Annotated in this window: 14 protein-coding genes; 1 reads left to right on the top strand and 13 read right to left on the bottom strand. The window is 63.1% G+C overall.

What is annotated here, in order from left to right; genetic code table 11:
- Window positions 1-118 precede the first annotated feature (118 nt).
- Window positions 119-706 carry a superoxide dismutase gene (locus LQR33_RS18600; protein ID WP_021479089.1) on the top strand — a complete coding sequence of 196 codons (588 nt, stop codon included), beginning with the start codon at window positions 119-121 and terminating at the stop codon, window positions 704-706.
- 77 nt (window positions 707-783) lie between these two features.
- On the opposite strand, the gene LQR33_RS18605 is transcribed toward LQR33_RS18600, so the two are convergent.
- From LQR33_RS18605 to LQR33_RS18665, 13 genes are all read right to left on the bottom strand, one after another.
- The gene (locus LQR33_RS18605; RefSeq protein ID WP_231178358.1) at window positions 784-1,995 is read right to left on the bottom strand and encodes an EAL domain-containing response regulator; all 1,212 of its coding nucleotides are present in this window, start codon (window positions 1,993-1,995) and stop codon (window positions 784-786) included.
- On the bottom strand, window positions 1,995-3,077 hold the full coding sequence (locus LQR33_RS18610; protein WP_104947263.1) for a protein-glutamate methylesterase/protein-glutamine glutaminase: 1,083 nt from the start codon (window positions 3,075-3,077) through the stop codon (window positions 1,995-1,997). The genes LQR33_RS18605 and LQR33_RS18610 overlap by 1 nt, the downstream gene beginning before the upstream one ends.
- Window positions 3,074-3,925: a CheR family methyltransferase gene (locus LQR33_RS18615; RefSeq protein WP_231178359.1), complete on the bottom strand. Its 852-nt coding sequence runs from the start codon at window positions 3,923-3,925 to the stop codon at window positions 3,074-3,076. Before LQR33_RS18615 ends, LQR33_RS18610 begins: the two co-directional genes overlap by 4 nt.
- A gap of 15 nt (window positions 3,926-3,940) precedes the next feature.
- Window positions 3,941-4,480, bottom strand: coding sequence for a chemotaxis protein CheW (locus tag LQR33_RS18620; RefSeq protein ID WP_166440281.1), 540 nt, complete (start codon window positions 4,478-4,480; stop codon window positions 3,941-3,943).
- Window positions 4,481-4,491: 11 nt separating this feature from the next.
- Window positions 4,492-6,147 (bottom strand): methyl-accepting chemotaxis protein, encoded by a 1,656-nt coding sequence (locus LQR33_RS18625; RefSeq protein WP_166440280.1) that lies wholly within the window; start codon window positions 6,145-6,147, stop codon window positions 4,492-4,494.
- Window positions 6,148-6,177: 30 nt separating this feature from the next.
- A complete protein-coding gene (locus tag LQR33_RS18630) occupies window positions 6,178-8,346 on the bottom strand; it encodes a chemotaxis protein CheA (protein ID WP_231470059.1) in 2,169 nt (722 codons plus the stop codon).
- Complete coding sequence (locus tag LQR33_RS18635) at window positions 8,336-8,656, bottom strand: STAS domain-containing protein (RefSeq protein ID WP_221664187.1); 321 nt, start codon at window positions 8,654-8,656, stop codon at window positions 8,336-8,338. The genes LQR33_RS18630 and LQR33_RS18635 overlap by 11 nt, the downstream gene beginning before the upstream one ends.
- 13 nt (window positions 8,657-8,669) lie before the next feature.
- The gene (locus tag LQR33_RS18640) at window positions 8,670-9,041 is read right to left on the bottom strand and encodes a response regulator (protein ID WP_021479097.1); all 372 of its coding nucleotides are present in this window, start codon (window positions 9,039-9,041) and stop codon (window positions 8,670-8,672) included.
- Between the two features lie 37 nt (window positions 9,042-9,078).
- Window positions 9,079-10,203, bottom strand: coding sequence for a methyl-accepting chemotaxis protein (locus LQR33_RS18645; protein ID WP_221664188.1), 1,125 nt, complete (start codon window positions 10,201-10,203; stop codon window positions 9,079-9,081).
- A 179-nt stretch (window positions 10,204-10,382) separates the two neighbouring features.
- Window positions 10,383-11,123, bottom strand: a complete 741-nt coding sequence (locus LQR33_RS18650) for a substrate-binding periplasmic protein (protein WP_231470060.1) — start codon at window positions 11,121-11,123, stop codon at window positions 10,383-10,385.
- Between the two features lie 106 nt (window positions 11,124-11,229).
- Complete coding sequence (gene purF, locus LQR33_RS18655) at window positions 11,230-12,756, bottom strand: amidophosphoribosyltransferase (protein WP_231470061.1); 1,527 nt, start codon at window positions 12,754-12,756, stop codon at window positions 11,230-11,232.
- A 98-nt stretch (window positions 12,757-12,854) separates the two neighbouring features.
- Window positions 12,855-13,373, bottom strand: coding sequence for a CvpA family protein (locus LQR33_RS18660; protein WP_021479101.1), 519 nt, complete (start codon window positions 13,371-13,373; stop codon window positions 12,855-12,857).
- Window positions 13,374-13,378: 5 nt separating this feature from the next.
- Window positions 13,379-13,922 (bottom strand): SPOR domain-containing protein (locus tag LQR33_RS18665; protein ID WP_231470062.1); only part of this gene is annotated, 544 nt, incomplete at its 5' end.

Here is a 13,922-nt window from a genome sequence, read left to right on the forward strand (position 1 = left end):
TTGCAAAAATTTATCCTTATCATTTTAGTCAACTATTAGCCACGCAGAACATATTCCAGTAAACTGCGATCAAAGCCACCGCTTATGCGGATTACTCTACTCAACAAGGAGAGCATAAATGGAACACAAACTGCCTGAACTGCCGTACGCGCTGGATGCCCTGGCTCCGCACATCTCCAAGGAAACCCTGGAATTCCACTACGGCAAGCATCATCAGACCTACATCACCAATCTGAACAATCTGATCAAGGGCACCGAGTTCGAAAACGCCTCCCTGGAAGAGATCGTCAAGAAATCCTCCGGCGGCATCTTCAACAACGCCGCTCAGGTGTGGAACCACACTTTCTACTGGTTCGGCTTCGCCCCGAACGCCTCCGGCGCGGAACGCAAGCCGTCCGGCGCGCTGGCTGACGCCATCAACGCCAAATGGGGCTCCTACGACGAGTTCAAGAAGGCCTTCACCCAGACCGCCATCGGCACCTTCGGCTCCGGCTGGGCCTGGCTGGTGAAGAACAGCGACGGCAGCCTGGACCTGGTATCCACCAGCAACGCCGCCACCCCGCTGACCACCGACAAGAAGCCGCTGCTGACCTGTGATGTGTGGGAGCATGCGTATTATATCGACTACCGCAACAGCCGCCCGAACTATCTGGAACACTTCTGGACGCTGGTGAACTGGGACTTCGTGGCCAAGAACTTCGCCTGATTTCCGCTGCAGTCGATCCAAAGGGGCCTTTCGGCCCCTTTTTTCATGCCCGCCGCCAAAGCGGCCTGTCAACCGCCCTAAATATGGCCGTTGTCCCGCATCCATTGCACGAACTGGTCGAACGGCAGCGGGCGGCTATGGTAATAGCCCTGAGCCACGTCGCAACCCAGCGCCGCCAATTGTTGCCAATCTTCTTCCGTCTCCACGCCTTCGGCCACCGACAGCAGCTGCAGCTTCTGGCACATCGCAACCGCGGAGGTCAGGATGGCGAGCTTCTTGGGGCTGCTGCCCGCGTCATGGACGAATTCCCGATCTATCTTCAACTCGGTGAACGGGCTGCGAGACAATTGTTTCATGGATGAATAGCCAGTGCCGTAATCGTCCATCGCCAGACCGAAGCCGTTCAAACGCAGCCTGGCCAGCGTGCCGAGCGAGGCGGCCAGATTGGACATCAACGACGTTTCCGTCACCTCCAGCGCGACGCTGTCGCTGGGTTGGCCGCTGGACCGGACAATGGAAGTCATCTCGTCTACCAGATTGGCGTCGTTGAGCAAGGGCACCGGCAGGTTGATGGACGCATGCAAGCCGGGATGCAAAGCCAGAAACTGCCTTACATCGACGCAAACATCGCGCAGGAACTGGTAGAAAAAACGGATGGCCAGCTCGCCCTCCTCCAGATGATGGACAAACGCCGCCGGCGGCAACACCCCGTACTGCGGATGATTCCAGCGCACCAATGCTTCCATGCCGAACAGGGAGCCATCTTTGATGGATACCTTGGGCTGGTAATACGGCACCAGCTGGCGCTGTTTCAGTGCGTCGGCGACATCCTGCTCGCTCATGTCGAGCTTGCTCATCGCGTCGCTCGCTCCCGGCCACTCGGGGTTGTAGCCGTCCAGCACCCTGCTTAGTTCCTCTTGCTTGAGCGGCTTGGGAAATACCGCCAGCAGATTCAGCTCGGACGCATCCACCACGCCCTGGACCGTGTCCAGCACATCCCGCGGCACGCCGCTCATCACGGCCACAAAGCGCACCTTGCCCTTCAGTTTGCTGGCGATGCTCTCCAACAGCTTGACGCCGTCCATATAGGGCATGTTGAGATCGGTCACCACCAGGTCCACCCTGTCCAGCGCGGACAGCTTGCTCATCGCGTCCACGCCGTTCTCGGCCTCATGAACCTCGCGAAATCCCATCTCCGTCAACAGGCTCACCGCCAACAGCCTGTGCGTGGCGGAATCCTCCACCACCATCACGGACCGATCCTTCCACTTGTCCAGATATCCCATCATCAACCCCTGATGCCCGCCAGCATGTGAGTAATGCGCTCCAGCGACATCACCTCGTCCACGCCGCCGTGATTGATTGCCTCGGCCGGCATGCCGAACACCACGCAGGATTCCTCATCCTGGGCGATGGTGCGGGCGCCTGCGTCATGCATCTCGCGCATGCCGCGCGCGCCGTCGTCCCCCATCCCGGTCATGATCACGCCCACCGCATTGCCCCCGGCGCAGATGGCCACCGAGCGGAACAACACATCCACAGATGGCCGATGGCGCGACACCAGCGGCCCGTCCTTCACCTCCGCCACGTATTGGGCGCCGTTGCGCTTGACCAGCAAATGCTTGCCGCCCGGCGCAATCAGCGCCACGCCGGAAATCAGCCGATCGCCGTTCTTCGCCTCCCTCACCTCCACCCGGCACAACCCGTTCAGCCGCTCAGCGAAGGATGCGGTGAACTTCTCCGGCATGTGCTGGACCACGGCCACCCCGGGACAGGTGGCCGGCAGCCGCGGCAACAGGTATTCCAGCGCCTGGGTGCCGCCGGTGGACGTGCCTATCGCGATGATCTTCTCTGTCGTGCGGTACTTCTCCAACCCGGACGGCGCCTCCAGCACCACGTCGGCGGTCAGTTTGGGCGCCGGCGAGGCTGCCGGCTCGCCCGAGGTTTGCGAAATGCGCTTCACCACGCCCATCTTGGCCCGCGCCGCGTCGCGCACCTCCTGCACCAGCTCCTTGGCCGCTTCCAGCAGAAATGCGCGCTGATTGAGCGCCGGCTTGGTGATCACCGCCACCGCGCCGGCAGACAACGCGTCCAGCGTGATGCGCGCGCCCTTCTCGGTCAGCGACGAGCAAATGATCACCGGCGTCGGACGCTCGTCCATGATCTTGCGCAGGAAAGTCAGGCCGTCCATCCTCGGCATCTCGATGTCCAGCACGATCACATCAGGCCAGCGCAGCTTCATCCGGTTCATCGCGAACAGCGGATCCGGCGAGGCCCCCAGCACCTCGATGTCCGGCGCCGATGACAGCATCTGGGACAATACCTCGCGCACCACGGCGGAGTCATCGACGATCAGCACAGAGACGCTCATTTTGCACCTCCACTCTTGAGGCGGGCAGCTTCGAAACGGTAACGCGACGGCACCTCCTGAACCAGCGGCAGGTCCAGCTTGTGCAGCGATTCGGAATGGCCGATCAGCAAATGTCCGCCGTCGCGCATGCGGGTACACACCCGGGCCAGCACATCGCGCTTGGTGTCTTCATTGAAATAAATCAGCACGTTGCGCAAAAAGACAATATCAAAATCCGTCTGCTGGAACTTGTCGCAATGCAGCAGATTCAACTTGGAGAACTCCACCCTGCGCGCCAGCTCCGGCGACACCTTCACCATGCCCTCGTACTCGTCGTGTCCGCGCAGAAAATACTTTTGCCACAGCCTGGGCGGCGTGCGCCTTACCCGGTCCAGCGGATAGACCCCGCGCTTGGCGGCGGCCAGCACCTTGGTGTTGATGTCGGTGGCGCAGATTTTCCAGTTGCCGGCCAAGCCCAGGGTTTCCGCCATCACCATCGCGATGGTGTAAGGCTCTTCTCCGGTTGAGCTGGCCGCGGACCAGATTTTCACCGCGCCCGCCCGCTGATCCCGCAGCGCCTGCGCCTGCTGCTCCAGCCAGTGGAAATGCTGGGGTTCGCGGAAAAAATAGGTTTCATTGGTAGACAGCAGGTTCACCGCCCGCTGCCGCTCCGCCTGCCCCCGCGGATCGTTCAACATCTTCCAGTAGGCCGAATAGCTGTCCAGCCCAAGATGGCGCAGCCGCTTGGACAAGCGGGACTGCACCAGCGAACGCTTGCTGGCCGGCAGGTCTATGCCGGCCTCGCTGAGAATGAATTGCTTGAAACGGGCGAATTCCGCATCGTTCAGCACGGGATCAGCGGTGTGCATGCGGATTCTCCGGCATCAGGCCACCTCGGCGTCGTCGCTGAAATGCTGCAGGGACACGGTCTCCGCCATCGCGCTCAACTCAGACACCGACAAGGCCTGCTGCACATTGAGCAGGATGGCGAAACGCTCATTGATGGTGGCGATGCCCTGAATGAAATCGCCGCGGATGCTGACCCCGAAAGTGGGCGAAGGGTCGATGTCGCTATCCGGTATCTCCAGCACTTCGCATACCGCGTCCAGCAGGATGCCCACGTCGTTGTAGCCGCCCTCCAGCCCCGGCAGCGACAGGATGGCCACGCAAGAGGACGGCTTCAACTCGGTCAGCCCCCTGCCGAAACGTATCGACAAGTCGATCACCGGCACCACGGAGCCGCGCAGATTGATGATGCCGCGCACGAAGTTGGGCATCATCGGCACGTGGGTGATGCCGTCAAGCTCGATGATCTCGCGGATGAAGTTGATCTGAATGCCGAACAAGTCCTCGCCCAGAATGAAGGTCACGCAGTGGAACTTGCCGCCCTGCGCCGCGCCTGCCGGATCGGAACGCTCGCTCATGCCCGTGCTCCTCAGTATTTGGAAAACTTGCCGTCGTCCACTTCTTCATCGAAGTCTTCGTCAAAGGCGCGATTGGACGATGGCGGCGCGGCCTTGTGGCCGCTCCCGCCATGTCCGCCGGAATGCATCATCACGCTCTTGCGCGCGTTGCGGCTGCTGCGCAGCTTGAACTGCTGCATCAGGTCCTGCAGTTGCATCGCGGCGGAGCTGAGCTCTTCCGAGGTGGAGCTGAGCTCTTCCGCCGACGAGGCCGACGACTGCATGCCGGTGCTGATCTGCGACACCGCGGTGTTGATCTGGTCGATGCCGGTGCGCTGCTCGCGCGAGGCGGCGGAGATTTCCTGCACCAGCGAGGCCGTCTGATCTATGCCGGGCAACATTTCCTGCAACAGCACCCCGGAGCGTTCCGCGACGGTGACCGAGCGCCCGGCCAGATCGCCGATCTCCTTGGCCGCCACCTGGGAGCGCTCCGCCAGCTTGCGCACCTCCACCGCCACGGTGGCGAAGCCCTTGCCGTGTTCGCCGGCCCGCGCCGCCTCGATCGCGGCGTTGATCGCCAGCAAGTCGGTCTTGTTGGCGATGTCGTTGATCGCGGTGATGCGCGACGCGATTTCCTTCATCGCGTGCACCATGTCGCCCACCGCCTTGCCGCTCTCGGTGGCGCTGTCGGCCGACTTGGACGCGATGCCCTCGGTGACCCGGGCGTTGTCGGCGTTCTGGGTGACGGTGGACGCCATTTCCTCCACCGAGGCGCTGGTTTCCTCGACGCTAGAGGCCAGCTCCGACGCAGTTTGCGCCAGCGAGCTGGCGGTGGACGCCACCTCCTCCGACGCCGCGCCGATGGACTCCGACATCGAGCTCACCTCGGCCAGCGTGTCGGACAAGCGATGCGCCATGCCTTTGATCGAGTACAGCAGGCTGCTTTCATCATTCGCGCGCAGCTTGATCGGCACCGCCAGGTCGCCGTCCGCCACTCGAGCCACCACCTGCATCGCGTAGGATGGATCGCCGCCCAATTGCCTCAGGATGCTGCGGATGATGGCCAGCGCCAGCAGCACCGTGATCACCAGCGCCGCCACGCCTATCGATATCATCAGGTTGCGGGCGTTGTCGGCGCTGACCGCGGCCTCGTGGCTCAGGTCCTTCATCTGCTGGGACTGGAAATCGCCCATTTCATCCAGCGCCGAGATCAGCGTGTTGTTGGCCGGGGCGAACTCCTTCAGCAGATAAGTTGTCGCCAGCGCGTGATCCTTGGCCAGCAGCGAGTACAGTTCGGTGTACTTGGCCCCCAGATTGTCGCGGGCGGACACGATCTTGTCGTACAGCTCGCGCCCCTTGGGGGTATCGATCAAGCGATCCAGCTTTTGCAGCGACTGCTTGTTTTCGTCGCGCAGCTTGCTGATGGCCTGCCTGGTCTTTTCGAGGTCCGCCGGATCCGTCTGCAGCAACAGGTTGCGCACATAGCGGCCATTGTTCAATGTGTTCTGCATGATGTCATTGGACAAGGCCACCTTGACGTAGCGGTCGGAGACGATCTCGTTGGTGTTGCTGCTCATCGTCGCCATCCCGCGCACGCCCACAAGCAGGATCGCCAGCATCAACAGCAGGATGAGTCCATAGCCTATCGCCAGCTTGATGTGGACCTGCATATTGTGAAACGAATTCATATCTGTCTCCTGAAACCCCGAATATCGGTCTTATTGCTTGTCGCCCAGCAGCGCTTCGGCGCTCTGCCTGATCAGCCTTCGCTCCCGCCTGCATGCATGGTGTATCAACTGCGGAATATCCAGCACCAGCGCGGGCTTGCCGTTGCCTAGGATGGTGGAGCCGCTGATGCCGCGCAGCGACTTGAACAACTCTCCCAATGGCTTGATCACCGCCTGGACCTCGCCCATCAGCTTGTCCACCACGATGCCGGCCCGGTATTCGCCGTAGTGGACGATCACGATGTATTCGGGATGATCGGAAGGCGGCAGGCCGAACAGCTCGCGCAAGGACACGAAGGGCAGCCAGTCGCCGCGCAGATTGATCTGGCGCGCATGGTGGCTCATCGCGCCGTCCGGCATGTCCACGCACTCGATCATCATGTCCAGCGGCATCACCAGCGCCGACTCGTTCACCTCCACGCGGAAGCCGTCGATGATGGCCAGCGTCAGCGGCAGGCGCAGCCGGAAGGTGGAGCCGGCCCCCGGCTGGGACTGGATTTCTATCTCGCCGCGCAGCGCCTCGATATTGCGTTTGACCACGTCCATGCCGACGCCACGGCCGGACAGGTCGCTGACCGCGTCGGCGGTGGAGAAGCCCGGCAGGAAAATCAGCTGCAGCGTTTCCTGATCGCTCAGCAGCCTGCCCTCGGCGATCAGGCCGCGCTCGATGGCCTTGGCCAGCACTTTCTCGCGGTTGATGCCGCCGCCGTCATCCCTGACCTCAACCACCACCGAACCGGCGTCGTGATAGGCGTTCAGCGTCACGGTGCCCTGCTCCGGCTTGCCTGCGGCCCTGCGCTTCTCCGCCGATTCCAGCCCGTGGTCCACCGCATTGCGTACGATGTGCATCAAAGGATCGTTCAGCTTCTCCACCATGGATTTGTCGATCTCGGTGTCGCCGCCCTTGATCTCCAACTGGATGGCCTTGCCCAGTTGCTTGGACACTTCGCGCACCATCCGCGGAAAGCGGCTGAATATCTCGTCCACCGGCACCATGCGCAGCGTCAGCGCGTCGTCGCGTATGCTTTCCACCAGGGTGTTGATCACCGCCACGGATTCCAGCAGCTCGCCATCGCCGCGGCTCTGGGCGATCAGCTTGGTGCCCGCCGACGCGATCACCAATTCGCCGACGCGGTTGATCAAGCGGTCCAGCTTGCTGGCCTCGATGCGGATATAGCTGTCGCCGCGCCCGCTCTTGGCCGGCGCCGCTCCTGCCGGGGATGCCTCCCGAGGCGGCGGCGCGGCCGCCGGCGCATCCGGAGCCCCGGCATCCTCAACCGGCTCGGTCACGTCGCCATTGCGCAGGCGATCCGCTTCGTCCGCGGTCAGCGCGCCGCGCGCGATCCAGCGCTGCAGTTGCTCTTCCAGCGGTTCGCCCAGCGCTTCCGCCTCCGCCAGGTAATCCGCCAGCGGCGCGCGCGGCGCCAAGATGCCGATATGGCTGTCCTCTGCGATGAATTCGAAAGTGTCCGCGATGCGCTGCCGGCTCTCGTCCGTTTCCAGGGCCAGGTCGAAGCCGATGAAGCATTCGGTCACGTCCAGCAGTTGCGGCGGCGGCCAGTTCCGCCAGACCGGCGTCACATCGCGCAGCGTGCTGAAGCCGCCCAGATAGCGCAGGAAGGACAAGGGATCGAATCCGTGGCGGAAGGTGTCGGGGTGGAAGCGCAGCGATAGCTGCCAATACGGGCTGCCCGTTTCCACATCGCCCGATCCCGTCTCCGCCGCCGCGGCCACCGCGTTCGCGCTCTCGGCCAGCGCCTCATGCGCCCGGCCCTCCTGATAGCGCTTCAAGCCGGCCAGCAAGGGTTCGCCTTCCGACAGATCGCGCCGCGCCATCTCGTCGCTGACCGCGCTGGCGTCCAGCAGGCGGCGCAAGTGGTCGTTGCAGGCCAGCAGCAAGGTGATCAGGTCGTCGCTCAGCGAAACCTGGCCGGAGCGCAGCCGCTCCAGCACGTTTTCCATCACATGCGCGAAACGCACCAGCGCGTCCAGTCCGAAGATGCCGGCGGAGCCCTTGATGGTGTGCGCGGTGCGGAACAGCAGATTGTAGGTTTCCTCTCCCGGAGGGTAGGCGACCGGGTCCAGCAGCGCCGACTCCAGCCCATCGCACAGCTCGCGCGACTCTTCGAAGAAAACCTCCTTGGCCTTGCTAAGATCCATCGCCCGCCACTCCTTGCCTATTCCCCCCCGGCGGCAGGAAGCCCAGCCAGACGCCCACTTCGTCCACCAAGGGGTTGCTGGCCGCGATCGCCACCGTTTTTTCCAGCCTGGCGGCCTCGGCCAGCATGATGCTCAGCAACTGCGCGCCGCAGCCGTCCAGTTCCGTGACGCCGGACAGGTCCAGCTCCACCCGATCGTGGTTGAGCAAGCCTAGCAGTTCATCCTGTATTTCTTCCGCGGTGAAAATGGTCAGCTCGCCGTCCAACGCTGCTCTCGTCGTTCCATCATCCTGTTGCAGCTGCAAGGCCATCGCGCGCTCCGGTTCAGGGCTGAATCAGCTTGGACACGGCGTCCAACAGTTTGGCCGGGTCGAACGGTTTCACGATCCAGGCCTTGGCGCCGGCCTCCTTGCCCTGCATCTTCTTGTCGTCGCTGCCTTCAGTGGTCAGCATGATCACAGGCAGAAACCGGGTGGCCGCTCCCTCCTTCAATCGCTTGAGCAGGGTGATGCCGTCCATGCCCGGCATATTGACGTCGGAAATGACCAGGTTGACGCGAACGCCGTTCAGCTTGGCCAGCGCATCGTTGCCGTCGCAGGCCTCGATCACCTCGTAACCCGCCCCCTTGAGCGCGATGCTGACGGTGGCGCGGATGCTGGCGGCGTCGTCGACAATCAAAATGGATTTGCTGGGCATGAATCTCTCCGGGATAAGTCCGAAACTCGATCAAACATCAGAAGAAATCGACATCGCCGCTGGACGCCGCGGGTTTTCCGCCGTCGCCGCCCTTGTGAAGCGCGGCCTGCTCCAGCGTGGTGTAAGTGGATTCCAGACGCTTGAGCCACTCCCGGGGCTCGATCCGGGGGGGCTTTTCTCCGCGCCGGCGCGCCTCGCGCACCGCCTCCAGATGAGCCAGCATGTGCTTCAGATCCTGCGCGACATGCTGGACGATCTGGCTGACCCGGTCCTGGAACTGCAAGGCGATCAACGAGGCGTGCAGCTCCTTTTCCACGCGGGAGCCTTCGGTCTGCATCCTCTGATTGACCTGGGCCAGCCTTTCCGCGGCGGCGCTGAAGTCCCGCACCGAATCATCCAGCAGGCCCAGCGCGTTATTGCCCCGATCAGCGTCCTGCGCGCCCAGGCTGGTAGTGGTCTGACGGGTCTGTTCCAGCGCGCCGTTGATCTCCACCACCTTCTCCGACATCTGCTTGCCGGTCTGCTCGGACTGCTGCGACAGCTTGCGCACTTCGTCCGCCACCACTGCGAAGCCCCGGCCGCTTTCTCCCGCGCGCGCGGCTTCTATGCTGGCATTCAAGGCCAGCAGATTGGTTTGGTTGGAGATGCGGCCGACCTGGTCCGCCATGCCCAACAGTTCGCCTGAATAGGTGGAAAGACGGGAGACTTCTTCGATCAACTGCTGGCGGTGGCCGACGATCTCCGCCAGCACCGATGAGATTTCCTTGCTGCGCAGGCCGGCATCCGCGACCATCTGCTCCAGGCTGACGCTGCCGATGTCGTCCGAGGTGGAGCTTGCCGCCTGGATAGTGGCGTGCAATCCATCCGCGATGCCGGTCAGGGTGCCCGCCAGCTGATTGCCGCCGCTCACCGACTGCTCGATCACCAATTGCAGATTGCCTTCCCAGCGCGCGATCACCTGCTGCAGCAGCTCGAGGCTCTCGTCGTCATCCGCCGCCGGCGCGGCGGCGGACGCTTCAAGCAGCGGCTCGGGCGCGTCGCCGCCTCCCCAAGCCAACAACAGCCCGCCGCCGCCCAGCACGGGAATCAGCCAGCCCAGCCACGGCGATACCCACACCAACGCCGCCATCGCCGCCAGGCTCAGCCCGGCGAAGATGAACAACGGTTTGCTCCTGTTTCCCATTCAACCATGCCCCCGCCATTGAGGAATCTTATAGTCGGCTCAGCCCGTCGCGGGCCTGCCATTTGTCATCGCCAAGCGCTTGATTGCAAGCGGAACCGGCTGACGCATGGTTTCACTTAAGTTGCCGCCGACAAGACTGTCAAGAAAGGCGATGGAATTCAGGGCGCCGCCGGCGAAACCAGTCGGCCGTAGCTGCCGTCCCGCTTCATCGTTTCCAGCGCGGCGTCGAAACGATCGCGCATGCCGGCCAGCTCAGACTTGCGCGCGAAGGCGATGTAGCTGGGAATTTGCTCGACCGGCGGCTTCAATTCGCGCACCAAGGCTTCGGCATGCTGCCGCCGGATGATGTCCCGCGCGCCGAGTCGATTGCTGATCAGGATATCGAAACGGCGCGCCAACAGTTTTTCCATGTTCTGCTCGCCGCTGGCGGCCGTCTCCGCGATGCGGATGCCGCCCTGCCTCGCCGCCGCGTCGAAGATCGCGCCGTAGCTGACGGCCCTGACCACGCCGAAGCGATAGCCGGCCAATTGGCTCAGCCGGCCGTCGAAGCGAATGGGGGAATCCCGCAGCACGAACAGCGACACTTCCTGCGGCATCAGCACCTGGCGGGAATAGTCCAGCCGGGCTTCGCGCTCCGGCGTTTTGTAAAGAGTGAAGATGGCGTCCGCCTGGCCCGATTCCGCCATCGCCAGCGAGCGGCCCCAAGGATAAATGCTTACATGGACAGGCCGTCCCATCCTGCGGAAAGCCTCGCGCACGATATCCACCGCGACCCCGCTCACCTCGGCCCCATCCTGATACTGGTAAGGCGGATATTGCAGCGTGACCAGCTCCAGCGGCCGTTCGCCGGCGGACGCCAAGGCGGACAGAAGACACAGCAAGACGAGCAAGCGGGGCAAGATTCGCGCGCTCCATAAAGACAAAGAGGACGTCCCGATTCCGGAACGCCCTCTTTGGCGCAGAACCGGCCTGGACTCTTCAAGATAGTCCAGGCCTAAAGGCGGATCAGATCAGATTCTGCTCCGCCACGTTCAGATTGAGATCTATCATCTGCTCGCTGCCGCCCTTGTCCTTCAAGTCCAGCCTCGCGCACTCGATGGCGTCGAGATAGGCTTCGGTGATGTCGCCGGTGATGTATTGGCCGTCGAAGCAGGAGCTTTCGAACAGGCCCAGCTCGCGATTGACGCTGCGCACCGCGTCCTGCAGCGCGTCCAGATCCTGGTAGATCACCACGTCGGCGCCGATTTCACGCGCGATCTCCACCTCGTCGCGACCGGTGGCCAGCAATTCGGCCCGGGTGGGCATGTCGATGCCATAGACATTGGGGAAGCGCACTGCCGGCGCGGCGGAGGCGAAATAAACCTTCTTGGCGCCGGAGTCGCGCGCCATCTGCACGATTTCCTTGGACGTGGTGCCGCGGACGATGGAGTCGTCCACCAGCAGCACATTGCGGCCGGCGAACTCCAGCGGCACCGGGTTCAGCTTCTGGCGCACCGATTTCTTGCGCACCGCCTGGCCCGGCATGATGAAGGTGCGGCCGATGTAGCGGTTCTTGATGAAGCCCTCGCGGTACGGCAGCCCCATCGCATTGGCCAGCTGCAGCGCGCTCTGGCGGCTGGAATCGGGAATCGGGATCACCACGTCGATATCCAGCTCCGGCAGATCGCGGCGGATCTTCTCCGCCAGCATCTCGCCCATGTTCAGGCGGGACTGGTAGACCGAGACGCCGTCGATCACCGAATCCGGACGGGCGAAGTACACGTATTCGAACAGGCAGGGCGCGAGGCGGGTGTTCTCGGCGCAGATCTGGCTGTGCATGTCGCCATCGAAAGTCACGTATACGCACTCGCCCGGCTGCACGTCGCGCAGCAGCTTGAAACCGGAACAATCCAGCGCCACCGACTCCGACGCGAACATATATTCGGTCTTGCCGTCGTTTTCGGTACAGCCCATCACCAGAGGACGGATGCCGTTGGGGTCGCGGAAAGCCACTAGGCCGAAGCCGGCGATCATCGCCACCACCGCGTAGGCGCCCTTGACGCGGCGGTGCACGGCTTCCACCGCGCCGAACACAGCATCCACCGTCAGCTCGTGGCCGGTCACCCGTTGCGCCACTTCGTGGGCGAACACGTTCAGCAGCACTTCGGAGTCGGAATTGGTGTTGATGTGCCGCAGGTCGTTGCGGAACATGTCCGCCTTCAGCTCATCGGTATTGGTCAGGTTGCCGTTGTGCGCCAGCACGATGCCGAAGGGCGAGTTGACGTAGAACGGCTGGGCCTCCGCCAGGCAGGAAGCCGAGCCAGCTGTCGGATAGCGCACATGGGCGATGCCGGCGTTGCCCAGCAGCGAACGCATGTTGCGAGTGCGGAACACGTCGCGCACCATGCCGCTGCCCTTGTGCATGTGAAAGGTCTTGCTATTGGCGGTAACGATACCGGCCGCGTCCTGTCCGCGGTGTTGCAGCACCTGCAAACCGTCGTACAGCAGCTGATTGACCGGCGATTGACCGACCACGCCTAGAATTCCACACATCTTTAATGCCCTCTATCCCAACTTGCTGAAAAGGAAAAGCCCAAAAGAAAGAGGCGGAATCTTGAAGTAAAGATATCAAGATATTCCGCCTCTCTCGCCTAACTGTCCGGCGGCAAGCCGCCGGGCGAGTCGTAGTGCAAATTGTCCGCCATCGTTGGCGGCAACCATGGCCTCAATGACAAGGCCAGAGATTCGAATGGCGCCGCGAGCACGGCGTTCCTCCACATAGGTTTCTGCGGCAGATTGCTCAATCCGCCCAACAGCACCAGCGCCGTCACCAGCACCAGGCCCCGCGCCAGGCCGAACATGCCGCCCAGCAGCCGGTTGACCGCGCCCAGGCCTATGCTGTCCACCAAGCCGGTCAGCGTCACCCGCAGCAAGGCGGTGGCCAGCCACACCAGGAAAAAGACCAGCACAAAGCCCGCGACCATCCGCAAGCCTTCGCTCTGCAGGCTGGCCGGCAGGAAGGCCATCGCCAGCGGCGAAAACTGCTTCGCGCACCAGAAGGCGATCAGCCACGAGCCCAGCGACAGCACCTCGGCGATCAGACCGCGCATCAGGGCCATCAGCACCGATCCGGCGATGATGGCTATTGCGATATAGTCGAACACGGTCATAGCGGCTACTTGTTGATGATGATACCGTTGATGCCGGACTTGGCCAGCTTCTGCAGCGCGGCCTGTGCCTCAGCCTGGCTGGCGAACGGACCGACGCGGACGCGGGTCACCTCGCCCTTGCTGGTTTCCACCTTGGAAAAGTGGGCGGTCACGCCGATGGCGGAGAGCTTGCCGCGCAGCGCGTCCACCTTGGCAGGATCGGACAGCGCCGCCAGCTGGATCACCGACTTGCCGTGGGCCGGCTCTGACTTGGCCGGATGGCTGTCCGGATCGACGCGCCCTTCCAGGATGGCCGCCGGATCGGCCTTGCGCGGCTTCTCGGCCTTAGGCTCTTCCTTGCGTTTTTCCGGCTTGGGTTCAGGCTTTGATTTCGGCTCGGGCTTGGGCTCCGGCTTCGGCGCGGCTTCCGCCACGGCCGGGGCCGGCTTCGCGGCGGGCTTGGCGGTCTCCGCCGGCGGCGGCGCGATGACGGAAGACAAATTGGCTGGCAGCTCGGTGGTGTTGCCTAGCGCGGGCGCCGGAACGGCGGCATCCGCCACCGCTTGCGAC

Source organism: Chromobacterium piscinae (assembly GCF_021129175.1).
GTDB classification, from domain to species: domain Bacteria; phylum Pseudomonadota; class Gammaproteobacteria; order Burkholderiales; family Chromobacteriaceae; genus Chromobacterium; species Chromobacterium piscinae.